The organism is Methylophilus sp. DMC16 (genome assembly GCF_056314045.1).
Window position 1 is genome coordinate 1,403,278 of record NZ_JBQUZC010000001.1, and the last position, 26,662, is coordinate 1,429,939.

General features: G+C 52.3%; 24 protein-coding genes. 11 read left to right on the plus strand and 13 right to left on the minus strand.

The features are described from left to right. The first annotated feature begins 14 nt into the window (after window positions 1-14). Genes ACT53D_RS06605 through ACT53D_RS06635 form a run of 7 tightly spaced genes read left to right on the plus strand, consistent with a single transcriptional unit; the run spans window position 15 to window position 7,413 of the window. Entirely contained in the window at window positions 15-575 is a 561-nt protein-coding gene (locus tag ACT53D_RS06605) for an SIS domain-containing protein (protein ID WP_476155192.1), read from the plus strand. Between the two features lie 5 nt (window positions 576-580). After that, a complete protein-coding gene (gene hldE / locus ACT53D_RS06610) occupies window positions 581-2,038 on the plus strand; it encodes a bifunctional D-glycero-beta-D-manno-heptose-7-phosphate kinase/D-glycero-beta-D-manno-heptose 1-phosphate adenylyltransferase HldE (RefSeq protein WP_476155194.1) in 1,458 nt (485 codons plus the stop codon). Next, on the plus strand, window positions 2,035-3,066 hold the full coding sequence (gene waaF, locus ACT53D_RS06615; RefSeq protein WP_476155196.1) for a lipopolysaccharide heptosyltransferase II: 1,032 nt from the start codon (window positions 2,035-2,037) through the stop codon (window positions 3,064-3,066). Before hldE ends, waaF begins: the two co-directional genes overlap by 4 nt. Continuing rightward, window positions 3,063-4,598 (plus strand): hypothetical protein, encoded by a 1,536-nt coding sequence (locus ACT53D_RS06620; protein WP_476155198.1) that lies wholly within the window; start codon window positions 3,063-3,065, stop codon window positions 4,596-4,598. The genes waaF and ACT53D_RS06620 overlap by 4 nt, the downstream gene beginning before the upstream one ends. 52 nt (window positions 4,599-4,650) lie before the next feature. Continuing rightward, window positions 4,651-5,781, plus strand: coding sequence for a hypothetical protein (locus tag ACT53D_RS06625; protein ID WP_275356938.1), 1,131 nt, complete (start codon window positions 4,651-4,653; stop codon window positions 5,779-5,781). Between the two features lie 10 nt (window positions 5,782-5,791). Beyond that, window positions 5,792-6,742 (plus strand): hypothetical protein, encoded by a 951-nt coding sequence (locus tag ACT53D_RS06630; protein WP_476155200.1) that lies wholly within the window; start codon window positions 5,792-5,794, stop codon window positions 6,740-6,742. Window positions 6,743-6,750: 8 nt separating this feature from the next. Beyond that, a complete protein-coding gene (locus ACT53D_RS06635) occupies window positions 6,751-7,413 on the plus strand; it encodes a cytidylyltransferase domain-containing protein (RefSeq protein ID WP_476155202.1) in 663 nt (220 codons plus the stop codon). Between the two features lie 27 nt (window positions 7,414-7,440). Here the strand turns inward: ACT53D_RS06635 and rfaP are convergent, their stop codons facing one another. The 9 genes from rfaP to ACT53D_RS06680 all read right to left on the minus strand — a co-directional run bounded on the left by rfaP (window position 7,441) and on the right by ACT53D_RS06680 (window position 18,754). After that, window positions 7,441-8,265 (minus strand): lipopolysaccharide core heptose(I) kinase RfaP, encoded by an 825-nt coding sequence (rfaP, locus tag ACT53D_RS06640; protein WP_476155204.1) that lies wholly within the window; start codon window positions 8,263-8,265, stop codon window positions 7,441-7,443. Next, entirely contained in the window at window positions 8,262-10,139 is a 1,878-nt protein-coding gene (locus ACT53D_RS06645) for a sulfatase-like hydrolase/transferase (RefSeq protein WP_476155206.1), read from the minus strand. Before ACT53D_RS06645 ends, rfaP begins: the two co-directional genes overlap by 4 nt. Before the next feature lie 33 nt (window positions 10,140-10,172). Further along, the gene (locus ACT53D_RS06650) at window positions 10,173-10,859 is read right to left on the minus strand and encodes an HAD family hydrolase (RefSeq protein WP_275356942.1); all 687 of its coding nucleotides are present in this window, start codon (window positions 10,857-10,859) and stop codon (window positions 10,173-10,175) included. Window positions 10,860-10,937: 78 nt separating this feature from the next. Further along, a complete protein-coding gene (eda, locus tag ACT53D_RS06655) occupies window positions 10,938-11,567 on the minus strand; it encodes a bifunctional 4-hydroxy-2-oxoglutarate aldolase/2-dehydro-3-deoxy-phosphogluconate aldolase (protein ID WP_194747147.1) in 630 nt (209 codons plus the stop codon). Window positions 11,568-11,722: 155 nt separating this feature from the next. Further along, window positions 11,723-13,537 carry a phosphogluconate dehydratase gene (gene edd, locus ACT53D_RS06660; RefSeq protein ID WP_194747148.1) on the minus strand — a complete coding sequence of 605 codons (1,815 nt, stop codon included), beginning with the start codon at window positions 13,535-13,537 and terminating at the stop codon, window positions 11,723-11,725. Window positions 13,538-13,792: 255 nt separating this feature from the next. After that, window positions 13,793-15,514 carry a carbamoyltransferase family protein gene (locus ACT53D_RS06665; RefSeq protein WP_476155209.1) on the minus strand — a complete coding sequence of 574 codons (1,722 nt, stop codon included), beginning with the start codon at window positions 15,512-15,514 and terminating at the stop codon, window positions 13,793-13,795. A gap of 37 nt (window positions 15,515-15,551) precedes the next feature. Next, window positions 15,552-17,000, minus strand: coding sequence for a lipopolysaccharide kinase InaA family protein (locus tag ACT53D_RS06670; RefSeq protein ID WP_476155211.1), 1,449 nt, complete (start codon window positions 16,998-17,000; stop codon window positions 15,552-15,554). Further along, the gene (locus tag ACT53D_RS06675; protein ID WP_476146282.1) at window positions 16,997-17,962 is read right to left on the minus strand and encodes a glycosyltransferase family 9 protein; all 966 of its coding nucleotides are present in this window, start codon (window positions 17,960-17,962) and stop codon (window positions 16,997-16,999) included. The genes ACT53D_RS06670 and ACT53D_RS06675 overlap by 4 nt, the downstream gene beginning before the upstream one ends. A 6-nt stretch (window positions 17,963-17,968) precedes the next feature. Then, entirely contained in the window at window positions 17,969-18,754 is a 786-nt protein-coding gene (locus ACT53D_RS06680) for a lipopolysaccharide kinase InaA family protein (RefSeq protein ID WP_476146284.1), read from the minus strand. 116 nt (window positions 18,755-18,870) lie between these two features. Between ACT53D_RS06680 and ACT53D_RS06685 the strand changes: the two genes are divergently transcribed. Beyond that, a complete protein-coding gene (locus ACT53D_RS06685) occupies window positions 18,871-19,746 on the plus strand; it encodes a lysophospholipid acyltransferase family protein (RefSeq protein WP_476155213.1) in 876 nt (291 codons plus the stop codon). 21 nt (window positions 19,747-19,767) lie between these two features. Here the strand turns inward: ACT53D_RS06685 and ACT53D_RS06690 are convergent, their stop codons facing one another. Both ACT53D_RS06690 and ACT53D_RS06695 read right to left on the minus strand, forming a co-directional pair. Continuing rightward, window positions 19,768-20,472, minus strand: coding sequence for a type 1 glutamine amidotransferase (locus tag ACT53D_RS06690; RefSeq protein WP_338657091.1), 705 nt, complete (start codon window positions 20,470-20,472; stop codon window positions 19,768-19,770). Continuing rightward, entirely contained in the window at window positions 20,469-21,020 is a 552-nt protein-coding gene (locus ACT53D_RS06695; RefSeq protein WP_194747155.1) for a pseudouridine synthase, read from the minus strand. Before ACT53D_RS06695 ends, ACT53D_RS06690 begins: the two co-directional genes overlap by 4 nt. A 10-nt stretch (window positions 21,021-21,030) precedes the next feature. Here ACT53D_RS06695 and icd point away from each other — a divergent pair, with 10 nt between their 5' ends. After that, on the plus strand, window positions 21,031-22,269 hold the full coding sequence (icd, locus tag ACT53D_RS06700; RefSeq protein WP_476155215.1) for an NADP-dependent isocitrate dehydrogenase: 1,239 nt from the start codon (window positions 21,031-21,033) through the stop codon (window positions 22,267-22,269). Between the two features lie 78 nt (window positions 22,270-22,347). Here icd and ACT53D_RS06705 read toward each other — a convergent pair whose 3' ends face one another. After that, on the minus strand, window positions 22,348-22,551 hold the full coding sequence (locus ACT53D_RS06705; RefSeq protein ID WP_013441419.1) for a cold-shock protein: 204 nt from the start codon (window positions 22,549-22,551) through the stop codon (window positions 22,348-22,350). Window positions 22,552-22,898: 347 nt separating this feature from the next. Here ACT53D_RS06705 and pilB point away from each other — a divergent pair, with 347 nt between their 5' ends. Together pilB and ACT53D_RS06715 are read left to right on the plus strand one after the other, a co-directional pair. Next, window positions 22,899-24,620 carry a type IV-A pilus assembly ATPase PilB gene (gene pilB, locus ACT53D_RS06710; RefSeq protein WP_194747157.1) on the plus strand — a complete coding sequence of 574 codons (1,722 nt, stop codon included), beginning with the start codon at window positions 22,899-22,901 and terminating at the stop codon, window positions 24,618-24,620. A 33-nt stretch (window positions 24,621-24,653) separates the two neighbouring features. Further along, window positions 24,654-25,877 (plus strand): type II secretion system F family protein, encoded by a 1,224-nt coding sequence (locus ACT53D_RS06715; RefSeq protein WP_275356951.1) that lies wholly within the window; start codon window positions 24,654-24,656, stop codon window positions 25,875-25,877. Window positions 25,878-25,973: 96 nt separating this feature from the next. On the opposite strand, the gene ACT53D_RS06720 is transcribed toward ACT53D_RS06715, so the two are convergent. Further along, a complete protein-coding gene (locus tag ACT53D_RS06720; protein WP_379077697.1) occupies window positions 25,974-26,654 on the minus strand; it encodes a DsbC family protein in 681 nt (226 codons plus the stop codon). Window positions 26,655-26,662 lie beyond the last annotated feature (8 nt).

Genomic DNA, 26,662 nt, shown 5'->3' on the forward strand with positions numbered 1-26,662 from the left:
AGATTGTGAGCGATATGAACCATATTGAATACCTCAAAGGTGAACACGCCGCCCATATGGCGATGTTTCAGGCGCTGGAGCCCTTATTTCCACTCATCAGCGATGTCGGCAACTTGCTGCGTGACTGTATTGCGCGCGGGGGCAAGATTCTGCTGTGCGGTAATGGCGGCAGTGCGGCAGATAGCCAGCATATTGCAGCAGAGATTGTCGGCCGCTTTAAAAAAGAGCGCAAAGGTCTGCCCTCGATTGCACTGACAACAGACACCTCCATCCTGACCTCAGTAGGCAACGATTATGGCTATGACTATATATTCGCACGTCAGGTAGAAGCCCTTTGCCGCCCGGAGGATGTGCTGATCGGCCTCACCACCAGTGGCAATAGCGCCAATGTGGTCCGCGCCATTCAAACCGCCAATGAAATTGGGGCCACCACCATAGGCATGACTGGCGGCACAGGTGGCAAGTTAAATGCCCTGTGCAAGCACAACATTGTGGTGCCATCCAGCGTGACTGCACGCATCCAGGAGGCGCACATCTTTATCGGCCACAGTTTGTGCGAGATTCTGGAGTCTTAATTCTGATGAATCCTGCATTCAGTAAAGTTGTGCAGCAGTTTGGTGAACAGGGTGCCCATGCCCTGGTGATTGGGGACGTGATGCTAGACCGCTACCTGCTCGGCGAGGTCAACCGCATTTCACCTGAAGCACCGGTCCCGGTTGTGCTGATCAAATCCGAACAACAGCGCGTAGGCGGTGCCGCCAATGTAGCAGCCAACCTGGCATTATTGGGTATCTCAACCAAGATGATTGGCTTGATGGGCAATGATAGTGAAGGCCAGACCTTACTCAAAGCCATGCAGTCACATGGGATTACGACCGAGGCCATGCTCACCAGCCAGCATCGTCCAACCATTGCCAAAACCCGTATTCTGGGCGGACACCAGCAAATGCTCCGTCTGGATCAGGAAGATACCCAGAGTTTGAACGAGCGAGAACAAGCTGAAATCCTCGCCAATATTGACACTGCACTGGCAGCGCAGCCTGCCCTGGTGATTTTGTCAGACTACGCCAAAGGCTTGCTCACCGAAACCGTCTGTCAGCAGGTGATCCAGCGTTGCCGCGCACGGCAGATACCGGTATTGGTAGATCCTAAAGGCCGCGATTACAGCAAATATCGTGGGGCAACTGCACTCACGCCGAATAAAAAAGAAACCGCCGAAGCCTGCGACAGCAGCCAGCAAGATCCGGCGCTAATCGCCAAAGCAACGGCGCTCAAGCAACGCTTGCAACTGGATTTTCTAGCCGTCACCAGAGGCGAAGAAGGCATTACGCTGATTGATGACAGCATCCACCATCTGAACGCCACCGCCAAGCAAGTATTTGATGTCTCAGGCGCAGGGGATACCGTGATTGCCACCCTGGCTGCCGGGCTGATGCACGGGCTGTCGGCACTGGATAGCTTGTCATTGGCCAATATTGCCGCTGGCGTGGTGGTCGGCAAAGTCGGCACCGTGCCAATTACCAAGGCAGAATTACTTGATGCGCTGATGACGGCACAAGGCAATGAACAGGCGCACAAAATCTGCGCACTGGAAGAGCTCAAGCAAAAGGTCAGCCGATGGAAACAGCAAGGCCAAAAAATCGTTTTTACCAATGGCTGCTTTGATTTATTGCATGCAGGCCATGTCACTTACCTTGAAGCGGCCAAAAAGCGGGGCGACAAACTGGTGCTGGGACTCAACACCGATCGTTCAGTATCTGCGCTCAAAGGCCCGACCCGACCCGTGGTGAATGAAAATGATCGTGCGCGCGTGCTGGCCGCCCTGGAGTCTGTGGACGCGGTCATTTTGTTTGATGAAGACACGCCTTTGAACCTGATCATGGCAGTTCAACCTGATGTCATTGCCAAGGGCAGCGACTACACCGCAGCCCAAGTGGTCGGCGGCAAAGAGGTGCTCTCTTGGGGCGGTGAAATTGCATTGATTGACTTGGTGGAAGGCCGAAGTACCACCAACCTGATTAAAAAAATGCATGCATGAGTAGTGCTGACAAGATTCTGGTCATCGGCCCGTCGTGGGTAGGCGACATGGTTCTCGCGCAAAGCTTGTTCAAGCAACTCAAGTCGGACCGTCCCGCTTGCCAGATTGATGTCGCCGCACCTTTGTGGACACTGCCATTGCTGGCGCGTATGCCAGAAATCACCCAAGCCATCGCCCTGCCCTTCAAACACGGGCAATTATCTTTAGGCGCGCGCTGGTGCTTTGGCCGTGGCCTGAGGGTTCAGGGTTACAGACAAGCCATCTTACTCACCAACAGTCTGAAATCAGCCATCTTGCCCTGGGCTGCCGGCATTCCATTACGGACCGGTTTTAAAGGAGAGATGCGTTACGGCTTGGTCAATGACATGCGCCCGCTGGATAAAACCCGTCTCAAAAAAACCGTCGAGCGCTTTGTGACGCTGGGTTTAAGCCCGCAAACTGTGCTCCCTAGCGCCTTGCCACAACCTGCATTGGTCGCGGATGCAGCCAATGCTGACCGATTACTGCACGCTTTCAAGCTCGATGCCTCCAAACCGATGCTGGGTCTCTGCCCAGGGGCCGAATATGGCGAAGCGAAACGCTGGCCAGCCGAGTATTACGCGCAAGTCGCCAATCATGCGCTAGATGCAGGCTGGCAAGTGATGCTGTTTGGTTCCGATAAAGATGCCCCGGTGACGGCCTCGATCCAACAGCTCACGCAGCAGCGATGCCTGGACCTGGCGGGAAAAACCAGCCTGGGCGATGCAATTGACCTGATGTCGTTGTGCCAACGCGTGGTCAGTAACGACTCGGGGCTGATGCATGTGGCTGCCGCACTGGATAAGCCATTGGTAGCGATTTATGGCTCTTCTGACCCGAAACATACGCCACCGATGCACCCGGATGCAGTGATCCAATATCTGGGGCTGGCATGTAGCCCGTGTTTCAAGCGTGTATGCCCGCTCGGTCATTTGAATTGTTTGCGACAATTGTCCCCTGAACAAGTCTTACCCACACTCGCACTCACGCGCGTGGAGTTTGCGTCATGAAACGCTTTTCTTACCTGCAAAAAATCACGCAAGCCCAGTGGTTAACCCTGTATTTGCTGGCCGCCTTTTTGATCGGCGGCAAAATTATGTATAACCAGCATGGCTGGGTAAACAACGACTCACTGTTGTATTTTGAGCAGGCCAGACTCCTGGCTGCCGGACAATGGCAGCAGGCGTATCGCCTGTTCTCGTGGCCGTTCTACCCAAGCCTGCTCGCACTGATACACCGCAGTACCGGTCTGGAGATACACAGCGCGGCCATCGGCCTGAATCTAGTGTGCTTTGTGCTGTTTGTCGCAGGCTTTCAACAATTGCTGCTAGAAGCGGGCGCCAAGTTGCGCACGCTGCACTGGGGGCATGGCCTGCTGTTCTCCACGCAATATATAGTCGGCAGTGTATTAGGCATGTTGCTGCGCGACGAGGGCTTTTGGGCAGCCTATACCTGGGGCCTGGTATATTGGCTACGCAGCCTTAAAACGCAACGCTGGCAGGACCTGCTGGCTTTTCAGGCCGCCATGGTCATCGCCACCTTATTCCGGATTGAAGCGGCGGTTTATTTGCTCGCCCTGCCCTTCTGCGCGCTTGCCTATACCGGCTTAAGCGCCTCAGCGCGACTCAAGCTTTGGCTGCGCGCCAATAGCCTCAGCCTACTCACGGTATTGATGTTAGGTATCGCCTTATTCGCTGGCGTATTGCGACTGGATCAATTAGGCAGGTTGCAAGAAATCGTCACTCAGGTCACGCGCCTGTTTGGGGAACGCATCGATTTTATTCAACAAAAAGCCGCCATTATCAACCAGCAGGTATTAGGTGAAGATCTGGATGAATACGGCCTGTTCAGCCTCTGGGTGACCTTGATCCTGATTGCCATCAGCAAAACATTAAAAACGGCCGGCCTGCCAGCATTAATTGCCATCTGCTGGCCCAAACAGAGCTGGTGGTCGCGCTTACCGGCACCCGCCCGGCATCTGGCGCTGGCAACACTCAGCGTCAGCTTTGTCGTCAGCCTGGTGATCTTGTTGAATGTGTTTGTCCTCTCCAGCCGCTATGTCATTGCCAGTGGCATCCTATTTATTTTCCTTGCCGCGTTTGCCATGACTGAATGGCAAAGCCGCTGGCCCAAGCTCAGTAGCAGAGGGGTTGCCTGCTTGCTGGTTGCCATGCTCGCCTACTCTTTATGGGATAGAAATCCGATTGATCTTGATCGGCAGGCGGTGGATTACATCCAGACCATCAATCCACAACAGCAACCGGTGTTTTATGACACCGAAAATGCGCGGTTTTATGCCCACCAACCATATCAGGATAGAGTACTGGGTCATACACTGTTTCCCGAACTGGTCAAGCAACAGGCGATCTCGAAGTATGACTACTATATGATCACTATCAGCAAGGATGCAGTGGATGTGGCTTATGAACAGCTCGCTGTGCAAACCTTGCAAAAAGCCAATTTCAAGCTGGTCAAAACCTTTTACGGTTGGCGCGGTAAATCTAAAGTCATGATTTTTAGCAAACAGGCCGTGATACCCTGATGCAATACGTTAAAATTCATAAAAATAATTCACTATTCGTTCAGGCCTCCTAATGATTCATTCGCTGACCCAAAAATTTCCCATTCTTAACCTCTGGCAACCACCGTTCAAACATTTACTGCGCTTAAGCATTCTTTGGGTGATTCTGGTGGCGTGTACCGCAAACGTCTGCAACAGCTTTTTCATTAAATGGGGTTTCCGCGACGACTCCCGCTATGCGTCGCTAGTAGGGGTGATTGATGGCACGGCTTACCAGCCCTATGTTTACCGCTCAACGGTCCCGCGTCTGGCTGACCTGGCCGTGCAGCAGATTCCGGAAAAGAAACAAGAAAAGCTGTTTGAGCGCATCATCTCGTCCGACAAACTGAAAAACCATTTCTTTCACGATGTACCTGCCGAGGAATGGACGCCTCGCGTGGCGCTGGACTACCACCTGATGTATGGCCTGACTTTGCTCAGTTTTCTGCTGACGCTGATTTACCTGCGCAAGATTTTTCTGCACTTTTCTGACAACTACTCGGCCTCTATCCTTGCCGTGGTGCTGTTTAGCCTGATCTATCCGCTGACCTTCAAGCGTGGCGGCTATTTTTATGATTTCTTTGAACTGCTTGGTATCACGGTCAGCACTTATTACTTTCTGACTGACCGCAAGTTTCTGGCGTCCATCTTGCTCATGCTCACGGCATTTAACAAAGAAACCGCCTTCGTTGCCGCATTCGGTTTTTTCTTCTTACATGCCAAAGACTATCCCATGCAAAAGCGCGTGGCTTATTTTGCACTACAATTCATTGCCTGCTTCCTGATCCGGCAATGGATCATCGCACCCTATACCGGGAACACGGATTCTGCGCTGCATTTTCACTTGCTTGATAACGCAAAATTCTGGCTCAATCCGGTCAATTACTTCAAATTGAGTGATTTTTATACACTGGGATTATTCTCGCCCACGTTGCAGCACGTCTTGCTGTTTCCATGGCTGGCCTACTGGATACGCGCTGGCTGGCAACAAATGGATGACATGCTCAAACGGTATACATTGGGGATTTTTATTCCTAACCTGCTGCTGTTCCTGAACTTCACCACCAAGGATGAGTTCAGAAACTTCTCGCTGAGCATGATCGCCTTGTACATCATCCTGATTCATGGGTTTTCAAACTTCAGGCAGTGGCTGGACCAGAAGTGATTACGCACGCATGAGATTCGTAGATAAATTGCGCATGGGTTACCGGCGCTGGCAATTGGGTGACGCCTTCAAGCATCAATACAACTGCCACCCGGACTTTGACCTGCAGCGCGGGGAACACAGCTGCACCGTCCTCTGGAAAAAGCAGCCAATAGCCACCATCCCTTTTGCACATACGCTGAGCCAACAAAAACGGGGACCATGCTGGATCGTCGCTTCCGGCCCTTCGCTGGCCGAGATTGATCTGCAGCAAATCGCCGCGTATCCGACTATCAGCCTCAATTGCGCTATTAAAAAATTTAGCGCGGCCAAGCTCCATCCGACCGACTGCGTGATTGTGGATCACCGCGTATTTGAGCGCCAGTGGGATTGTGTCGTCGAATCTGTGCATTCGGGCGCGCGCTGTTTCTTCAACTTTGAAGGGCTGAGTATTATTGCTGAACGTGCGCCGGAACTGCTGAAGCAAGGCAATCTCTACCTGATTGAGTCGGTGAGTCGCAAATATGGGGTGGCCAGAGGCAGCGCCGAGCAATACTTGCAGGCTTTTACGCAATCGCCTGAGATTCTGCTGGCCCCGGATTTATTGCCCTTCTGCCGCTCAATTGGCTTTAGCCACAATTTAAAACAAGGCGTGTTTGCCGGGAAAACGGTGGCCACCTGGGCAGTTCAACTGGCGTTTGCCCTGGGCTATGAGGCGATTTATATTCTGGGCATGGATTTGGGCGGCACCGGTAAAGCCCATTTTTATGCCGACCAGCACAATCCTTCACCAGATTTTCTGCGCTATTACGAACCGCATATTCGCGGCTGCTTTGAGCTGGCGCGTCTGGCCAGTGAAAAAACAGGGGTTAAGCTATATAATCTGTCGCTACAGAGCGCCTTGCCTGCCGAGATTATTCCAAAAATGTCGTTTGCCGAGGCTTTGCAACAAATTACCGAGACGGCATCCGTCAAGAAATGATTTAAGTTATGAAAATTATTATCCCGCTGCAAACCTGCTCCACGCGTATTCCGCATAAAAACATTCGCCCTTTTTATCAGGACGATTCGCTGTTCGACATCAAGGCCAAGCAAATCCTGACCTTTGAAGCGCCAGAAAATGTCTATGTGTCATCGGAAAGCGTGGAACTGGTCAAACCGTTATGTGACAAGTATGGCTTTCACTTTATGCAGCGCGATGCCTCCCTGACCGGCAACAAGATTTATCAGCCTGACCTGGTCAAAGCGCTAACCGACCCGCTGCCTGGTGGCGATGACATTATGTGGATTCAGGTCACCTCGCCCTTATTTAATCAGTTCAAGGAAGCTTTGGCGGTCTGGAAAGACGTCCGCAACGATTATGATTCGCTGGTTGCCGTCAAACCGTTCAAAGGGCATTTGCTGGATGGCAAAGGCAATCCGGTCAACTATGGGTTTGGTTACTGGCACAAGGTCTCACAAGACTTGCCCAAGTTATATTCGGTGTTGTGGAGCCTGTTTATTCTCAAACGCGAGACGGTCAACCGCTTTCACTACCATATCGGCGTCAATCCCTACCTGTTTGAAACCAACCATATGGTGGTCGATATTGACTACCATGAGGACTTCGAGCTGGCAGGCATGATTTACACCAAGCTACACGGTACGATTTAATTCACCGCCAAATCATTCACGCCGCGCTTACATGGCTACGCCAGCGCGGCGTTTACGCTGGTACTTGGCGTAAAGCTTGTCCGCACGCTGCGCAATGGCACGGTAAAATGCCGAATCCCCACGCAGTAACTGACGGTCGTCACCAACATAATGCCGTAGAAATGTGAGCAGATCTCCGCGGGTCAATTGAACATCCATGGCTGAAAAATACAGCGCAGCCAGATCTTTCATTTGCATACGTTGCGAAGGCTGTGCGCGGATTTCTGCTCTATGCAAATCCAGCACATGCAATCGTGGCGGCAGCAGCGTCAATTCAGCCGCTTTAAAGCAGAAATGGCAGATATAAAAGTCACGATGGTAGAGCGGATACGCATGCATCTGACGTGCAATCTCCGCCACCCGGCGGATCAGCGCACGCTTGAACCGCAGTGTGGGCGGTGTGATTTTCCACTGTAGCGCCAAATCCTCCAGCGTGACAATCTCGGCCAAATCCTCGGTGATCACAAATGAGCGCTGAGTGGCGGGCAGCCAGCCCTGGATGCCATGCCCCACATAAGGCGTGGTGGGAATATGCAAGCGGTGCAAGGCGGCGATGGCCGCCACCTCATTCTGCGCATTCACCACCGGGCGTTTAAAGCTGAGCCAGTTTTTGAACAACTCGCCCCACCCCACACCAAAATGCCGTTTAATAAAAAAATGCTGGCCGGCCAGCGCAATCCGCAAGGTCTCGCGTTCGGCAACCTTGCGGAAACTTTTGCCTGGCAACTGCATAAAAAAATCAAACACATCCGGTCGTTGCCGAATCTCTGCAGGCAGCGGATTTTCTGCTTTAAATTGCACCGTGGTACTCATGACGCCTTGTCTTTGTGCAAGGCCAAAAAGCGGCTGCAATTCTGGATCGCCTGCAATAACAATGGTTGATATTTGGCCATGAGGCTGTCTTGCGCGCTGGCAGATAACGATTCATCGTGCGGCCCGGTCGGCACAAAATGATCCACGCCATGATGCAAATATGGAATACGGTACTTCATATCCGTTGTTTGCACGCCAATAGAGTGCCAGTCACTGACCACAACAAATGGGCGTGACTGCGTGGTCAGCAACGACAGGCCCAGCGAATAGCTGCTACTATCTTCAGGCGCACCCAGGGCCTGTAATAACGTTGGTGAAATATCCAGATGGCTGGTCATGCGCTCAATCTCGGCATGCGCGTGCTGCGGCATCCACACCACCATAGGCGTATGTGTCTGCTCCTCAACAAAACTCGAGTTATGTCCCCAGAAGCCCTTTTCCAGAAACTCTTCTCCATGATCGCCAGTGATGATGACAATGGTATTGTCTAATGCGCCCTGCGCACGCAGTTCATCAAGCACCCGCCCCATTTGTTGATCGACCCAATGGGCAGCATTGGTATAGCGGTTTTTGAACTCGCCGATCTTGGGCTTGAGCGACTCGCGGCTCATGCCCCAGTAATTCACATCCTTTAAATATGGGGAGGCAATCACGGCTTGCTCTGGGAAGTCATAACGCGCATGCGTAGACTCAAAGAAGAAAAAGCTCATGAATGGCCGCTGCTTGTCCCGTGTACGCAAAAAGGCGATTTGCTCAGAGGCATTTTGTTGGTCACGCTGCCAGGGGGTTAACTTCTCCTCCGCCTCGTGCAGCTGTGCAAGCGGTACGCTGGCGAATAAGGTTTTATTAAATTCGGGATAAGAAAACAGTGCGCTGGTACGCAGGTCGAGTTGGTAGTTCAAGGCCTGCACCCGCTGCATGAGCAAAGGCGGTTGTTGTGCATGTAAAAAGCTGGACCAGTAAGAGCCATATAGTCCATAAAACATGCCGAACAGGCCTTCACGCGTACCGTTGCCACTGGAATAGTGGTTTTTAAAATACAATCCTTGCTGCGCAAATTGCCAGACATGAGGCATGATCTCAGGCGTTAAACGATCCCAGCGCAGAGACTCTGCCACCAGAATGACAATATTGGGCGGCTGTTGGACGGCGCTAAACGTCACCGGCGATAAAGGATACTGAATTCTGGAAGTATCCACATTGAGATGGTTACTGCTATGACGCACCGTTTGCACGCCCATTTTTTCTGCCCAGCTGCGGAAGGTAATCCGTTTATAGAAGGGATAGACGGTCGCCGAATCAAGAATCGCCCCGTTATTTTTGACATCACTGATGCCATACAGGACGGCTTGCGCGACAAAGGCCAGCAGCACAATCAGGTACAAAGGCCGTGTCAGCAATAACGCGGGCTTGAATGACTGCATGCGCGTACTCAACCACCAGGCGAACAGCTGAATCAGGATGACAATTGCGACCGATATGCCGATCGCCACATAGGTCTCGTCGCTAGTACCCAGCGAGGCCAGGCCGCCTTTGGTGGTAACCAGATTCCAGATAAAGCCGTTGAAATGAAAGTTATACAGGTCATAAATCATTAAATCCGATCTGACCAGTAAAATGCCTATCACAGAAAACGTGAGTGCCAATAGCGCGGTGTAACGGTTGATGGTGCGTGCCAGCAGTGATTGCAGCCAGGCCGGGATCAGGGTCACGACGGCATAGGCAAAACTGTAAAACAGCCAGGCACAGACATGAAACCAGAAGGCCGCGCCCGTGGTGGCTTGCGCACCAATGCTGAAAAATCCCCAGCAGGTGGCTAGCATGTGAAGTGTAGTCAGGCCTAAAAACAGTTTGAGTGGTGAAATTTTCTTCATGGCGGCATTCATCTTTAAGCAGTCAGGCGACGGTTAGGGCGCACAGAAAGCCGTTACAGGCGACAATTCAAGCTGATGACAAACGGTCACCCCATGCGTCTGGCAGTAGGCTTGCCAGTCCGGCATATCGGTCCAGTCTGCGACAAAAATGAAATCCAGCCCGGCGCCAGTCGAAGCCTGATGATCAAAGCGGCTATCGCCAATAAACAAGGCCGGGAACTGGATGGTCCCATCGGCAATCATGCTGGCCAGGTGCTCATTCTTTTTAGTCGGTCCACCATAAATGCCCAGTTCAAACAGCGTATCCAGGCCACGGCGAGGGAAAATTTGCCGCAATTCTGTTTGATCTCCGCCAGACAGCAGCATCCACTTGGCGTTTGCGGTTTCTTTTTTCAAATCCATCAGTGCAGGCGCAACCTCACACTGCATCAGGGTTTCATCCAGAATCTCGGTAAACGTATCCATAAAGGCCTGAAAACGCTCAGGCGTTAAAGGCTGTTTGATAATCTCGGTGATGTAATAACGGATTTTGTCATTGCGCGGGATGCTGCCCAACTGGATATGATAGTCCACAAAGGCCTGCGCCTGCGCCTCCGTCCCCCCCATACGCTTGGCGGTGTTGTAATAGGCATCCACCTTGGTCTGGTTGCTATTGAGGACAACGCCATCGCAATCGAGCACAATGGTTTTATACAGGGAGAGGTCTGGTCTTTGGGACATAACGGAGTGGGCTTGGCAAATAAAAAAGGCTTGTATCACTACAAGCCTTCATTATAGACGATTTGTCTAACGCTATACTTATTTGGCCGCCACGATCGCAGAAGCCTCTTTCGCCAGCTTGGTGATCTGTGCCCAGTCCTTATTGGCTACGGCATCGGCAGGTGTCAACCAAGTACCACCGCACACAACCACGTTAGGCAATGCCAGGAATTGTGGGGCGCTTTCAACGCTGACACCACCGGTCGGGCAGAATTTCACGTCTGCAAATGGGCCGGCAAAGCCTTTGAGCAGGTTAATGCCCCCCACCGCCACCGCTGGGAACAATTTCAGGAAGTAGTAATCATCGGCATTCGCCATCATGATTTCTGAGCCGGTAGACACGCCTGGCAACAGTGGCAAGCCGATTTCACGGGCATATTTGCCTAACTCGCTGGTGTAGCCTGGGCTGACCGCAAACTGGCAACCTACATCCTTGGAGTTTTTCGCATCTTTCAGGTTACGCACGGTCCCGGAACCCAAGATCGCGTCAGGCACATGCTTGGCAATTTCTTCCATGGCTTGCAGTGCAACCGGGGAACGCAATGTGACTTCCAGCACCTTAATGCCGCCTTCCAGCAACGCTTCGGCCATCGGCACCGCATCTTCCACTTTGTTAATGACAATCACCGGAATCACCGGGCCATGATTTGCTAACTCTAATGTGCTCATGTTTTGAATATTGACCTAATAAATAAAAAAATTGTTTTTTTAATCGTTTGCTTTATGTAAATGAAGATTGCTAAGCAAGACTAGGCGCAGGCGCGTAGACAGTACGAATAGTACGGCAAGCAAACTGCAACGACGTATTGCGACGCAATGTGCATTTACAACCAGGTAACGGCGCCTTCTTCTGCAGACAGCACATTCCTGCGCATGCCACCAAACAACTCACGGCCCAAGCCATGGGCGTTGTAATGCCGTTTGGCATCGCTCAGCTCTTCAGCCTCGCGCTCAGCCCAGGTGTCTTCATCCACCAGCACATTCAACTGACCGACGGTCCCATTGAGGCGGATGATGTCACCATTGCGGATTTTGGCAATCGGACCACCCGCGCTGGCTTCGGGACTCAAGTGAATTGCAGCAGGAATCTTGCCTGAAGCACCACTCATGCGGCCGTCAGTCACAATCGCCACCCGGAAGCCCTTGTTTTGCAATACAGCAAGTGGTGGTGTCAGTTTATGCAACTCTGGCATGCCATTGGCTTTAGGGCCCTGGAAGCGCACGACAGCAATGAAGTCACGCTCCAGTTCGCCGCGGTCAAACGCGGCCAGCAATTCTTCTTGCGCATCAAACACAATGGCTGGTGCTTCGATAATGTGGCGGTCTTCAGGGACGGCAGAAATCTTGATCACGCTGCGGCCAAGGTTACCCTTGAGCAGACGCAGGCCGCCAGACTCGTTAAACGGATGCGAGGCTGTGCGCACGATGGTTTCATCGCCGCTTTCGGCCGGGTAGTCTTTCCACACCAGCTTGTCCGCTTCTTTTTCCGGCTTTTTACCGTAATCGCGCATGCCGCCACCACTCACGGTGTAGACATCCGGATACATATAACCGCCTTCGATCAGTTCGCGGATCACAAAACCTGGCCCACCAGCTGCTTGGAATTCGTTGACGTCGGCCTTACCGTTTGGATAAACACTGGCCAGCAGTGGCGTCCCTTTAGCCAGATAATGGAAGTCGGTCCAGTCAATAATAATGCCTGCGGCACGCGCAACCGCTACCCAGTGAATCAAATGGTTGGTGGAACCGCCAGTAGCCAGCAAAGCCACCATCGCGTTCACGATCACATGCTCATCGACTAAACGGCCAATCGGCACAAATTTATCTTTTTTAGCGTTTTGCACTACCAGACGCACCGCTTCACGCGTCAAGTCTTCACGCATGCCATCATGCGGGTGGATAAAAGCCGCCCCTGGCACGTGCAAGCCCATGGCTTCCAGCAACATCTGGTTACTGTTAGCCGTACCGTAGAAGGTACAGGTGCCGGCACCGTGGTAGGCCGCAGATTCGCTGGCCAGCAGCTCATCACGGTCACACAGGCCTTGTGCATATTTTTCACGCACTTTGGATTTCGAGGTGTTATCAATGCCGGTGCTCATCGGGCCCGCTGGCACAAATACACAGGGCAAATGCCCAAAATGCAGGGCGCCGATCAACAGGCCGGGCACGATCTTGTCACAGACACCCAGCAGTAATGCTGCATCAAACACGTCATGAGACAAGGCAATGGCCGTACTCATGGCAATGGTATCGCGGCTGAACAGGCTCAGCTCCATGCCAGGCTCGCCTTGGGTAATCCCATCACACATGGCAGGCACGCCACCGGCCACCTGCACGGTTGCGCCATGCTTGCGTGCTTCATCACGAATAATATCCGGATAGTTCACATACGGCTGATGCGCGGATAACATTTCGTTGTAAGCAGTGACGATGCCGACGTGTGTCGGCTTCTCGGCGTAAATCTTGAATTTGTCGTTTTGTGGCATGGCCGCAAACGCGTGTGCCACGTTGGCACAGCCCAAGCGGTCCGGGCCTTTTTCACGGTTCAGGTAATCATCAATGCGCTGCAAATACGCCTTGCGGGTCGGACGGCTACGCTCGATGATGCGTTCTGTTACTTCAATGTGAGATTGTTTCATTGACTATCGCTCAACTGTGTTTTAACTACCTGATGAACTATCCTGGTGAACTGCTTTGAACTTGCTATTGCGTCACAGTATAGGGTGAAGATATATGAATCCAAACAGGCTCCCTACCCCCGATTATCTCCAAACTGCTGCACTACGTCAAATTGAATTACCCGAATCCAACATTTTTTCAGAGGATTCAATGACTTAAAACAATATGCCTCTTTTTCGCGTAGTGCATTGACACTCATGGAATGTAGCCAGACATCAAGCAGATTTGGTCACCAGAATATCTTCCAGCATCAGATATTCCAGATCACAGCCATAAAACATATTCAGGGCATCAGTCGGGCTACAAATCATCGGTTCGCCGCGTCTGTTGAGCGAGGTATTGAGCACTACGCCATTGCCGCGCAACTGCTCCAAATGCTCAATCAATGCGTAATAACGTGGATTGGTTTCCTTGGTGACGATCTGCGCACGCGCCGTCCCGTCTTCATGTACCACTTCTGGAATACGTGCTTTCCAGGCCGGGTTTACATCAAAGGTGAAAGTCATGTAAGGCGCAGGATGGTCGGTTTGCAAAATATCTTCTGCCACGCGGTCCAGCATGCTGGGGCAGAATGGCCGCCAGCGTTCACGGTATTTGATCTGCGCATTGATACGGTCAGCCACCCCAGGGAAACTGGGGTCGCCAAGGATACTACGGCAACCCAGCGCACGCGGGCCAAACTCCATGCGCCCCTGGAACCAGGCGAGTGGATTCCCCGCGGCCAGTAATTCTGCCGCTTTACGTGGGCCATCTTCTACACGGGTAAAAACAGGCTTGGACGGATGCGCTTCACAGGCGGCAATACATTCTTCATTGGTGTAAGAAGGCCCGAGGTAAGCGTGTTCCATTTTATGGATACTTTCGCCCGCCAGATGTGCAGCGTAAGTGGCCGCGCCCAGACTGGTACCGTTATCGCCAGAAGCAGGCTGTACAAATAATTCTTTCACGTGTGGCAAGGCGATAATGCGCTGATTCAGCTTGACGTTGAGCGCAACGCCGCCTGCCATCACAATCTTGCCGGTCTCGCGCAGAATATCACCCAGATAATATTCAATCATCTGCAAAGCCAGGTCTTCCAGCAGCTTCTGTACACTGGCAGCGTAATGAATATACGGGTCGTCAATCTCGTCGCCCTCACGCTTGGGGCCTAGCCATTCAATCAGTTTGGGCGTGAAGTAGTAGCCTTTGCCATTTTCTTTGTAACGGCGCAAACCGACCACGTTGACGTATTCGGTGTTGATGATGAGCTCACCGTTTTCAAACTTGGCCAGGCGGCTCAAATCATATTTGTTCGGGTCGCCATACGGCGCCATACCCATGACTTTAAATTCACCATCAAGCATCTCAAATCCAAGAAACTCGGTGATCGCGCCATACAGGCCACCCAGTGAATCCGGGTCATAGAATTCCTTGATTTTGTGAATCTTGCCATGTTCCCCATAGCCAAAAAACGTGGTGGCATATTCCCCTTTGCCGTCAATGCCGACAATGGCGGTTTTTTCCTTGAAGCCACTCAGATGATAAGCACTGGAAGCATGCGCCAGATGGTGTTCAACCGGCACATATTTGGCTTTGCTCAACCCAAGCTCTTCCATCAATTTGAGTGATTTGTCGCGGTTGCGACGGAAACGGCGGTTGCCATTAAAAATGGCGTCCAGTGCACGGTCTGGTGCGTACCAGTAGCGCCTAGCGTAATGCCAGCGCGCAGCCGAAGTCAGCGGAATTTCACCATAAGGGAAAGCCACGATATCGACTTGTTCAGGGGAAATGCCCGCCTGTTTCAGGCAAAACTTGGCCGCTTCGTAAGGCCAGTGATTTTTGGCGTGCTTGTCGCGGATAAAGCGCTCTTCTTCTGCCGCAGCGACAATTTTGCCATCTACCAGAATGGCAGCCGAAGCATCATGCCCCAAGGCACCGGATAAACCTAACACAATCATGCAGAAACTCGCGTAACGATCAAATCAATCGAATGGATTAAATGGAAATGCCCGCCAGGGTGAGTGGCGTATGGTCTGGATAAACCGTTTTAAATCTATCCACCAGCGCATTATACAGTGAACTATCCGGTTTCCAATTTTGCAGCAGCCGCCGCAGGTCGCGTGCATGTGCGCGCAAGGCCATTTGCGCACAGTGATGCTGGCGCATGCTGTCGAGATCAATCACCACGATCTGGCCTTGATCGGTGACCTGCAAATTGCTGCCTTTGAGGTCGCCATGCGATATTTTGAGCAGATACCACTGATAACAAAGCATGACCAATTGCTCCACCACCTGCGCCTCAAGCGCAGGATCGCGAGACTGCTGAAAAAAGGTCAGCACATCGGGCCAAGGGCTAAATGCAGAGACAAAATACGCGCGGCCACGCAGCCCGCAGTAACGGCGTTCGTACATCAACATGGGTTGCGGGGTCAGCATGCCGTAGTATTGCAGGCGGTGTGCATTTTGCCACGAGGCGGCCGCCCGGCTGGGCCGCCAGGCCCGGCTCACGGCATGCAGCCAGTGCTTGATGTTATAGCGCTTGATCACGACAGGCTGATCTTGCAACTGGGTATGTCCTACGGTGCAGGTGTTGCCCGCCTTCAGGGTTTGTCCCACATGCATGGCCACTTCCAGCGCAGGCAAGTCCGTGGGATGCAATCCGCCAGCGGTACTGACCGCCTGCACACTTTGAGCCGTCTGTTGCCAGGTCACATCGCTACAGGTGCGGAAAATTTTACGCGTGACATAGTGTTCCACCTCACGCGTCTTCATCTGTTGCCCCCAGGCCAATACTTGTGCAGCGGTGAGGCTGCGCGGCCAGCCGCGTGCATGCAAATAGACATCCAGTAGCCGTTGCGTCCACTGCATCTGATCCAGTACCTGCAACTTCGAAATCAACTCAGCGAGTTGCAGGTGCGCCTGTTTGCGGCTCAGTGTTCGCTGACGGATCCCATCACCATCAATGGCCCAGACCACGCCTTCTGCCAATAAAAAATTCTTTAAATGCAAATCGGTTTGGCACAATCCTGCGACATGCTGTGCTGCCAAAGCCTCTACCAGCAGCGCCAACAAAGCATATCTGCCCTCTGCAGGGCCTGCGGAATAAGCTTCTGCGGCATTGACCGCATTGGGAACAGCGGCATAAATCAATGCGGCTAGCGGCTGGGTGCCGTCATGCAGCGTGCCTTGCCATAACAAGGCTGGCGTACGGATGCCCGCAGCCAGCATGCGGCGCGCGCCGTCCGCATCCCGCCCGGCGTAACGTGCCGCTTCTTTGCCCGCAAATAGCTTGGCATAGATCGCCTGGCCATCCCAAGTCCCCCGCAACACCCAGCGCCGCTCCTTGAGCACGCGAACCAGCGTGTCCAATTGCAAGGGCGGCTGGGCATCCATGGCAAACCCAAGGCGGATGGGCCCCGGCGAAGTGAACTGGTGCAGGGTCATGCTTGCGCAGGTCGTCCTAACAGCAAGAGCGCCTGCTGCAATACTTCTTGCGGACGAATGTCCGCCATGCTGTCTTTTTTAATCAATTGCCGGTTGGCGCGGTTCGGATAAGGTCCGGTCAACAAGTGATTGGTCGGGCCAAACAGCCCCAGCATCGGCACTTGGGCGGCAGCCGCGACGTGAAATACACCACAATCATGTGAGATAAACAAATTGGAGCGCTCCATCAGCTGGCGCAAGTCTGCCACCGTGGTTTTGCCTGCAAGGTTAATACTGTTAGGCACCGCCTTGACGAATTTCTTTGCCAGAAAGGCTTCATTGCTGGTGCCGGTAATCACCAGCCGTACGCCCGGGATGGCTTGGACCAGCAATTGTCCCAATTCAATATAGGCATCAATCGACCACAGTTTTTTATCATCGGCACGCCTGGCGTAAAAAAACTTCCAGCCATGCAATAGCGTGGTGCCACAGCCCAGGTGAATATTGATCACGGTGTCTGCAGGCTGCACCTCAAAGCGTGACAACAAGCTCACCTGACCGGGCGCGCTGTAGATTGCATAGCAACGGTCTTCATCGGTGATTTCAATCTGGCGCTGTAGCTGCTGACTCAACCATTGCTGACAAAAGCCTAGCAGCTGTTCGGCATAATGCACATCGGTTTTATCGATGGTCGCCAGTTGCAGGCGCGGATCATTAAAAGGCAGCTTTTTGAGCGCATTTTTATTAAACGCCAGTACCGCGTCATAGTCTTGCGCGAGCTTATTGACGCGGCGGAGACTACTGGTCACCCACAGATTGTTGATGGCCGGGTTGTGTTCAAACACCTGTGCGCTCAGGGCATTCAGCGCGACTACATCAATGCGTGCCTGTGGCAGATGCTTGCGCAAAAACCGGATAGCCGGCGTACAGAAGATATTGTTGCCCGTGCTACTCGATGTCAGTATTAACAGTGAATTAACCATGTTTCATTATCTCTTGTTTAAACGCTTCAATCCCCAGCGCAGCCACCACCAGCCGCAGCGTTGGTAACACTGGCCATACTCGCTTGCATAGGCTTGATACAGCTGATACAACAGGCTGTCCGGCCAATCCTGCAAACGGCTCATGAATTGCCGCAAATCCCGCAAGCGTTGCCAGGCTGGCAGCCACATATGCTTGGCTTTTTCGAGATCAATAAATGCAATCTCATAAGCGCCAGACGTTTTGTGCTCAGGCAGCGCGCGGACAAACAGGTGCTTGGGGTATAGCGCCCGATGCTGTATGCCCGCAGCGTGCAATGTTTTTAACGCCTGTGCGACAGCGATCAGCAACGGCGGATTGGCAGTCATATTGGCCGCCGTACAATACGGAGTGAGCTCCTCATAGCCTTGCAGTGCCTGCGTAGCCAGGATGGCCTGACGGCCCGCTGGCACATCGCGCACGCCCGCGTAAACCACCTCGGGCACCCTCACCCCCTGCGCCCGTAAATACTTGAGCATGTCATATTCAACCATAAAGGTCGGCAAGCCACGCCAGGGATAGCGCCAGCTAAAGCGGGTATGGTTCTGCTGGCGTTTCACATAGAGTTCAACCAGTTGATGATCAGCACATGGCAATTGCCAGCGCCCGACCCCACTCCAACCGCCTCTTTCCAGATTGGGTGGCTCCAGCCAGGCAATCGCCAGTTGCCACCAGGCATCAAAGTGGTCCATGCGCTGCGCAATCAGGGCATCGCGGACACGGCCCTCTTCGGTTTGAATCTCACTTATTTTCAAAATTAATCAGCGAATAGACGGGTTAGCAAACGACGATTTGTTAATATGGCAGGATTAGGGGGTGGATTTTAACAGAATGCACCCTGAGTGCGATTTTCCACGAGGCAGATTTTTTGATGTTGGTGTTTTTTTGCAAATGGCTTTCAAAGTTACCCTTAAGCTGCGTCCACCGTCTGGGCGCGGTGATTGGTCGATTAAGCTGGCATCTTGATCAAAAAAGTACCGGCATCGCTATCGAGAATATTCACCAAAGTCGTCTATGCAAAGACAAGGCAGCTGTTCAGCAACTGGCCAAAGATAGCCGGATAGAAGCAGGTAAATCCCTGATGGAATCCCTGTTTATCTGGGGCGCCCCACAATCCGGCTTGCTGCCACTGGTAAAAGCGACGACTGGCTGGCACTTGGTTGAAGCAGCACAACGTGCGGGCAAAGGCCTGATTTTTCTCACACCACATCTGGGTTGCTTTGAGATCACCTCTATTTATTATGGTAGCCAGCACCCGATCACCGTGCTCTACCGCCCCCCAAAACTGACCTGGCTGGAAGGCCTGCTACAAGAAGGCAGGCAAAAAGGCCAGGTTGCGCTGGCGCCCGCCAACGCCGCCGGGGTCAAAAAACTGCTGCAAGCGCTCAAACGTGGGGAAGCCATTGGCATTTTACCTGACCAGATTCCGCGAAATGGTGAAGGCGAATGGGCCGATTTTTTTGGCAAACCGGCTTATACCATGGGGCTAGCCAGCAAACTGGCCGTGAAATCAGGCGCAACGGTCATTATGGCGTTTGGTGAACGCCTGCCCGCTGGCGAAGGCTTTCATATCCATCTGTCCAAGGTCGAAGACATACAGACGCCCGCACTGCTGAACCAGGCGATTGAGCGGCAGGTATCCCAATGCCCGGTGCAATACCTGTGGCAATACAACCGTTACAAACAAAGGCGTTATGCCATGCAAAAACTGCAGCCTAAACAGAGCGGAATGGAGGACGAGCACTAACTCGCCCATGCGAAGATGGCGCTAGACCAGGCCCTGAATCCAGCGGCTATACACCTTGTCGGCGACAGCGTGCAAGACGTCGCAATCCTCGCTCACTTTTGCCAGCATGGTCTCTGCAGACTGGACCGCTGGGCTGGCGGCCGACGTGGCAATATCGTTTTTCCATTGCTCCGTCCACATTTTGACCATGTCGGGTGTCATTTCAATATGGCATTGCAAACCGATATGTTTGCCCATGACATAAGCCTGGTTGACGCAATACGGGCTGGATAACACATGCGTTGCCCCTTGCGGCACCGAAAACGTTTCGCCATGCCAGTGAAAGCTGTTAAACACTTGCAAGTCACCAAACCAGTCTCGTGCGGCAGGATCGTCTGCCACCTGCACTTGTCCCCAGCCTATTTCTTTGACCGGGTTTTTACTCACCACACCGCCCAACGCCTTGCTGATTAACTGCCCTCCCAGGCAGTGCCCAAGCAAAGGGACATCTTTTTCTACTGCCTGGCGAATCAATTGGAGTAAAGGCGGAATCCAGGGCAGGTCATCGTTGACACTCATGGGGCCGCCCATCAACACAATGCCACTATATGCCTCGACTGAGTTAGGCACTGGCTCGCCTTTATCAATGCGCACCTCGCACCAAGGAATGGCATGCTGCGCTAAAAAAGTGCCCAAATAACCAGCACCCTCGCAGCAAGCGTGCCTGAATACCACCACCTGTTTCATGACATTACCTTCTTATAACTGACTTCCTGATATTGCCCAAGCAAGATTCCGTCCAATGTGTAAGGCCCAATCGCATAACGGATCAGGCGCAGGGTCGGAAAGCCGACGTGCGCGGTCATGCGGCGTACCTGGCGGTTTTTGCCCTCACTGATTTTAATCTCCAGCCAGGTGGTCGGGATCTGTTTGCGCGCCCGAATAGGCGGGTCACGCTGCCATAAATGGTCAGGTTCATCGATGATTCTGACCTGCGCCGGCTGCGTGACAAAATCGCCCAAATCGACGCCGCGCAGCAATGGCATCAAATCTGCTTGTGTAGGAGCGCCTTCCACTTGCGCCCAATAGGTTTTGACCTGTTTGTGCTTGGGATGGCTCAAACGATGTTGTAATGCGCCGTCATCGGTTAGAATAAGCAATCCCTCAGAATCGGTATCTAACCGCCCGGCGGCATAAACGTTGGGAATCGGAATATAGTCCTTGAGCGTCGGGTGTTTTTCATGCGCAGTAAACTGGCATACGACGTTAAAGGGTTTGTTAAACAGTAATAACATGGAAAGTGCTATGTCTAAAATCAAGGTGCCCGCCACTGGCAGCAAAATCACCGTCAATGCTGATAATACCCTAAATGTTCCTGACCAACCTATTATCCCGTTTATCGAGGGCGATGGCATCGGCGTTGACATCACGCCCCCCATGATCAAAGTTGTGGATACTGCGGTTGAAAAAGCCTATGGCGGCAAACGCAGGATTTCATGGATGGAAGTCTATGCCGGTGAAAAATCCACCACGCTGTATGACAAAGACACCTGGTTGTCTGACGAAACCATGGCCGCACTCAAAGACTATGTGATTTCAATCAAAGGGCCGCTGACGACTCCGGTTGGTGGCGGCATCCGTTCACTCAATGTGACTTTGCGCCAAGAGCTAGACTTGTACGTGTGTCTGCGCCCTATCCAGTATTTCACAGGCGTGCCTAGTCCGGTCAAACACCCTGAAAAAACCGACATGGTGATTTTCCGTGAAAATACCGAAGACATTTATGCCGGCATCGAATGGGCGGCTGGTACCGAAGAAGTGAAAAAAGTCATCAATTTCTTGAGCGACATGGGCGTACGCAAGAAAATCCGTTTCCCGGAGGCGTCTTCCATCGGCATCAAGCCAGTCTCTATCGACGGCAGCAAACGCCTGATCCGCAAAGCCATTCAATACGCGATTGATAACAACCGCAAATCAGTCACGATCACCCACAAGGGCAACATCATGAAGTTCACCGAAGGTGGCTTCCGTGACTGGGGCTACCAGCTGGCCAAAGAAGAGTTTGGCGCAGAACTGATTGATGGTGGCCCATGGTGCAAACTGCCGAACGGCATCGTCATCAAAGACTGTATCGCCGACGCCTTCCTGCAAGAGATTCTGTTGCATCCTGAAGATTACGATGTTGTCGCTGCACTGAACCTGAACGGTGACTACATGAGTGATGCGCTGGCAGCCCAAGTCGGCGGCATTGGCATTGCCCCAGGCGCGAACTTGAGCGACACCGTTGCCATGTTTGAAGCTACACATGGTACCGCGCCTAAAATCGCCGGTAAAAACCTGGCCAACCCGAGCTCCCTGATCTTGTCAGCCGAAATGATGCTGCGCCACATGGGCTGGGTGGAAGCTGCGGACCTGGTGTTAAACGGTGTGGCCAAGGCCATTGGCAGCAAACGCGTGACCGGCGACTTCAGCAGCCAGATGGAAGGCGCGACGCAAGTGGGCACCGCTGAGTTTGGTGACGAGATTATCAAACAGATGGCGTAAGCAGACACGCAAGGCCCAGCATAAAAAAACGGCTCGCTATGGCGAGCCGTTTTGTATTTTTTACCCCTAAAACAAAAATTATGCTTTTTGTATATTGGAGGCCTGCTTCCCTTTTGGACCTTCAGTCACATCAAAGGATACGCGCTGACCTTCTTTCAAGCTTTTGTAACCAGATTCAACGATTGCGGAGAAGTGCGCGAACAAATCGTCACCACCATCATCCGGAGTAATGAATCCAAAGCCCTTAGAGTCGTTAAACCACTTTACGGTACCTGTTGCCATTTTACTTCCTTACTTTTTTACTTAACAGGGAGGCGCCCCCAAAAGTTTGTCTCAAGTACTCCAGTCGCAATAAACAAGCTTTGCTTTACTTAAAGACGGCCACAAAAAACCTGAACCCAAACGCCTTAAGGATTTATAAGTGAGCATAATTTAAAAGTCAAGCCTATTTTTGTATCTTTTGAGTTAAGTCAAGAAAACTCCCTAAAATTTGCACAAAAGCTGCATCAGAACGCGTCTTTTCTGCGATTTGAATCCCGCCTGGACCCCATATACTGAGGTAGAAAGTATTGTTATATCAGTCGATTAAACGGCGTATTTAAGGATTCGGAAAACAGACTCAGAACGCTATGGCCACACTGGAAAGCACAAAAAAACTGGGCGGCATGGCCCGCATGCTGGTGCAATCTTCTCTGATGAGTGAAGAAGAAGCGGCCACCCTGCAAGAAAAATGTCAGAGCCAAAAAGCCAGCTTCCTCGCCGCGACGCTGGCACAAAAGAAAATCTCGCCCAAAGAAATCGCGCTCTCTGCCTCACAAGCGTTTGGTTTTCCTTTTTTTGACCTGGATGCGCTTGAACAGAATCTGCTGCCTGACAAAGGCATTGATATCAAACTGATGCAGTCGCATCGTGTGCTGCTGCTGCAACAAAAGGGCAATGTAGCCTATATTGCCCTGTCTGACCCGACCAATCTGCATGCGCTGGACACCATCCAGTTTCAAATGGGTGCGACCTTGTTCCCGATTGTGGTGGAAGATGACAAATTGGGCAAATGGATAGACAAAATTGTCGAATCCAAAGACACCAGCATGTCTGCACTCAATGCCGGCGGGGATGATTTTGATCTTGGCCTGGAGGAAAGCAGCGAAGAGCCAGAAGCGGATATCATGCAGGAAGTCGATGATGCCCCTGTGGTCAAGTTCCTGCAAAAAATCTTGATGGACGCCATTAATATGGGCGCGTCTGACTTGCACTTTGAGCCTTATGAAAAATTTTACCGTATCCGCTTTCGCGTCGATGGCGTGTTAAGGGATATGTCGCAGCCCCCGCTGGCCATCAAGGAAAAGCTGGCTTCACGCATCAAAGTGATTTCTAACCTGGACATCTCGGAAAAAAGAATTCCGCAAGATGGCCGCATGAAGCTGATCCTGTCGAAAACACGCGCAATTGATTTCCGTGTCAGCACCTTGCCACTGATCCATGGCGAAAAAATTGTCATGCGGATTCTGGATCCCTCCAGTGCCACGCTGGGCATTGAGGCACTGGGCTACGAGGCACCACAACAGGAGGCGCTACTCAAGGCCATTCACCGCCCATACGGTCTGGTACTGGTCACCGGGCCCACCGGTTCGGGTAAAACCGTCTCGCTGTACACCTGCCTGAATTTGCTCAATGACCCAGGCGTCAATATCTCTACCGCAGAAGATCCGGCCGAAATTCCGCTGGCGGGCATTAATCAGGTCAACGTCAATGACAAACAGGGGCTGACCTTCGCTGCAGCCCTTAAATCCTTTTTGCGTCAGGACCCGGACATCATCATGATTGGTGAGATCCGCGACCTGGAAACTGCAGATATGGCCATCAAGGCCGCATCGACCGGGCATATGGTGCTGTCCACCCTGCATACCAACGATGCGCCTACTACCCTCTCCCGTTTGTTAAATATGGGAGTCGCCCCCTTCAATATTGCCTCTGCCGTGACGTTAATTACTGCACAGCGCCTTGCAAGACGGTTGTGCAAGCATTGCAAAGTGCCGCTGAATGTCCCCAAGGAAGCACTATTGAAAGTGGGCTTTACTGAAGCTGATCTGGATGGCAGCTGGCAGTTATACGGTGCCAAACCAGGGGGCTGCGAACATTGTAACAATGGCTACAAGGGACGGGTGGGGATTTATCAGGTGATGCCGATCACCGAGGAAATCGCGCGCATCATCATGTCTCATGGCAACGCCATGGACATTGCCGCGCAGGCCAAACGCGAAGGTGTGAAAGATCTGCGCGAGTCTGGCTTGCTCAAGGTTAAACAGGGACTCACCTCGATTGAGGAAGTCGAAGCAGTCACCAACGAGTAACACGGGTAGGCATTCACTTTTTAAGAAGACATTATGGCGACTGGCAACATCAAACAATCTGTATATTTGTGGGAAGGTAAAGACCGCAAAGGCAAGCTGATCAAGGGCGAGATGCGCGCCAACGGCGAGGCCGTCGTCAATGCGACCTTACGCCGCCAGGGCATCAGTGTCAGCAAAGTGAAAAAGCAGAGCTCGCTGGCGACCAAAGGCAAGGTGTCAGAAAAAGATGTCACGCTGTTCACCCGCCAGTTGGCGACCATGATGAAAGCCGGCGTGCCTTTGCTGCAGGCGTTTGACATTGTCGGCAAGGGCCACCACAACCCTGCGGTCTCCAAACTGCTGGGCGACATCAAGGCCGATGTTGAAACAGGCAGCAGCCTGAGCGCGGCCTTCCGAAAATACCCGCTGCATTTTGACCAGTTATTTTGCAATCTGGTGGGCGCTGGCGAGCAGGCCGGGATTCTGGATGCCTTATTGGAACGCCTGGCAACCTACAAGGAAAAAATCCTCGCCATCAAAAGCAAGATCAAATCAGCGCTGGTATACCCGACTTCGATTATCGTGGTGGCGTTTGTCATTACCGCCGTCATCATGATTTTTGTGGTGCCCTCGTTCAAAGAGCTGTTCAGCAGCTTTGGCGCAGACTTGCCTGGCCCGACAGTGGTGGTGATTAACCTGTCAGACTTTTTTGTAAAATGGTGGTGGGCCATTTTTGGTAGTCTGGGTGGCGGCCTGTGGTTCTTTTTCTATACCTGGAAACGCTCGGCAAAACTACAGGCGACCATGGATCGGCTAATGCTACGCCTGCCTATTTTTGGTGAACTCATCCGCAAAGCTACCATTGCCCGCTTTGCGCGTACGCTCTCAACCATGTTCGCCGCTGGCGTGCCGCTGGTAGAAGCGCTGGACTCTGTGGCAGGGGCCTCTGGCAATCAAGTGTATTTTGATGCCACCAAAAAAATTCAAAGCGAGGTCAGTACCGGGACCAGTCTCACCGTAGCCATGCAAAACACCAATGTCTTCCCGAATATGGTGATCCAGATGACCGCGATTGGTGAAGAGTCTGGCTCATTGGACAGCATGCTGACCAAAGTGGCCGACTTTTATGAGGGCGAAGTCGATGATGCGGTCGCAGCGATTTCCAGCCTGATGGAACCGGTGATCATGGTGGTGCTCGGCGTGCTGATTGGCGGGCTGGTGGTGGCCATGTACATGCCCATCTTCAAAATGGGTAAAGTGGTCAGTGGTGGCGGCTAGGCAAATACACGCGCCTGCGTGATAAAACAACCGGGTAAAAAACAAGGGGCTTTACGCCCCTTGTTTGTTTTTAACGCAAATGAATATACACCGTGCTTACATGGCTTTTTTGCTAGCAGCCTGCAAGGACTTTTCAATCTCATCATAAGGCTGCGCACCCAGCATGCGTTTACCGTTTTCAAAGAACATGGTCGGCGTGCTGTTGACCCCGACTTTATGCGCCAGTTCGCCGACTTTTTCCAGCGGCACATCGCACTTGGCAGTAGTGGTCGGCAGCTTGTTGTTCATGATCCAGTCTTGCCAGGCTTTTACACGGTTGCTGGCACACCAGATGCTACGCGATTTGTTGGCCGCATCCGGGTGCAGCTGTTCAATCGGATACAAAAAGGTGTAAATGGTGACATCGTTAATGTTGGTGAGCTCTTTTTGCTCAAGACGCTTGCAGAATGGGCAATCCACATCCGAGAACACCACCAGCTTGCGACTGCCATTGCCTTTGACCACCTTGATGGCCTGATCCAGAGGCAGCGTATTAAAATCAATTTTAGTGAGCTCATCCATACGCTCACCGGTCAGGTCTTTTTTGGTTTTCGGATCTACCAGGCGGCCTTCAGCTATCAAAAAACTGAATTTATCATCGGTATAGATGATCTGGCCACCCATGTACACTTCGTACAATCCGGCGTAAGGGGTTTTGGTCACGCTATCCACCTTGAATTTTGGATAGGCACTCTCTATCTGTTTCTTCAGACTGGCTTCATCTGCCACGCTGCCCATAGACCACA

What these genes read in the sequence shown, in the direction of transcription:
- ACT53D_RS06605 (WP_476155192.1), top strand. Translation starts at nt 15, where the DNA reads ATGAACCATATTGAATACCTCAAAGGTGAACACGCCGCCCATATGGCG.
- hldE (WP_476155194.1), top strand. Translation starts at nt 581, where the DNA reads ATGAATCCTGCATTCAGTAAAGTTGTGCAGCAGTTTGGTGAACAGGGT.
- waaF (WP_476155196.1), top strand. Translation starts at nt 2,035, where the DNA reads ATGAGTAGTGCTGACAAGATTCTGGTCATCGGCCCGTCGTGGGTAGGC.
- ACT53D_RS06620 (WP_476155198.1), top strand. Translation starts at nt 3,063, where the DNA reads ATGAAACGCTTTTCTTACCTGCAAAAAATCACGCAAGCCCAGTGGTTA.
- ACT53D_RS06625 (WP_275356938.1), top strand. Translation starts at nt 4,651, where the DNA reads ATGATTCATTCGCTGACCCAAAAATTTCCCATTCTTAACCTCTGGCAA.
- ACT53D_RS06630 (WP_476155200.1), top strand. Translation starts at nt 5,792, where the DNA reads ATGAGATTCGTAGATAAATTGCGCATGGGTTACCGGCGCTGGCAATTG.
- ACT53D_RS06635 (WP_476155202.1), top strand. Translation starts at nt 6,751, where the DNA reads ATGAAAATTATTATCCCGCTGCAAACCTGCTCCACGCGTATTCCGCAT.
- rfaP (WP_476155204.1), bottom strand. Translation starts at nt 8,265, where the DNA reads ATGAGTACCACGGTGCAATTTAAAGCAGAAAATCCGCTGCCTGCAGAG.
- ACT53D_RS06645 (WP_476155206.1), bottom strand. Translation starts at nt 10,139, where the DNA reads ATGAAGAAAATTTCACCACTCAAACTGTTTTTAGGCCTGACTACACTT.
- ACT53D_RS06650 (WP_275356942.1), bottom strand. Translation starts at nt 10,859, where the DNA reads ATGTCCCAAAGACCAGACCTCTCCCTGTATAAAACCATTGTGCTCGAT.
- eda (WP_194747147.1), bottom strand. Translation starts at nt 11,567, where the DNA reads ATGAGCACATTAGAGTTAGCAAATCATGGCCCGGTGATTCCGGTGATT.
- edd (WP_194747148.1), bottom strand. Translation starts at nt 13,537, where the DNA reads ATGAAACAATCTCACATTGAAGTAACAGAACGCATCATCGAGCGTAGC.
- ACT53D_RS06665 (WP_476155209.1), bottom strand. Translation starts at nt 15,514, where the DNA reads ATGATTGTGTTAGGTTTATCCGGTGCCTTGGGGCATGATGCTTCGGCT.
- ACT53D_RS06670 (WP_476155211.1), bottom strand. Translation starts at nt 17,000, where the DNA reads ATGACCCTGCACCAGTTCACTTCGCCGGGGCCCATCCGCCTTGGGTTT.
- ACT53D_RS06675 (WP_476146282.1), bottom strand. Translation starts at nt 17,962, where the DNA reads ATGGTTAATTCACTGTTAATACTGACATCGAGTAGCACGGGCAACAAT.
- ACT53D_RS06685 (WP_476155213.1), top strand. Translation starts at nt 18,871, where the DNA reads ATGTTGGTGTTTTTTTGCAAATGGCTTTCAAAGTTACCCTTAAGCTGC.
- ACT53D_RS06690 (WP_338657091.1), bottom strand. Translation starts at nt 20,472, where the DNA reads ATGAAACAGGTGGTGGTATTCAGGCACGCTTGCTGCGAGGGTGCTGGT.
- ACT53D_RS06695 (WP_194747155.1), bottom strand. Translation starts at nt 21,020, where the DNA reads ATGTTATTACTGTTTAACAAACCCTTTAACGTCGTATGCCAGTTTACT.
- icd (WP_476155215.1), top strand. Translation starts at nt 21,031, where the DNA reads ATGTCTAAAATCAAGGTGCCCGCCACTGGCAGCAAAATCACCGTCAAT.
- ACT53D_RS06705 (WP_013441419.1), bottom strand. Translation starts at nt 22,551, where the DNA reads ATGGCAACAGGTACCGTAAAGTGGTTTAACGACTCTAAGGGCTTTGGA.
- pilB (WP_194747157.1), top strand. Translation starts at nt 22,899, where the DNA reads ATGGCCACACTGGAAAGCACAAAAAAACTGGGCGGCATGGCCCGCATG.
- ACT53D_RS06715 (WP_275356951.1), top strand. Translation starts at nt 24,654, where the DNA reads ATGGCGACTGGCAACATCAAACAATCTGTATATTTGTGGGAAGGTAAA.
- ACT53D_RS06720 (WP_379077697.1), bottom strand. Translation starts at nt 26,654, where the DNA reads ATGGGCAGCGTGGCAGATGAAGCCAGTCTGAAGAAACAGATAGAGAGT.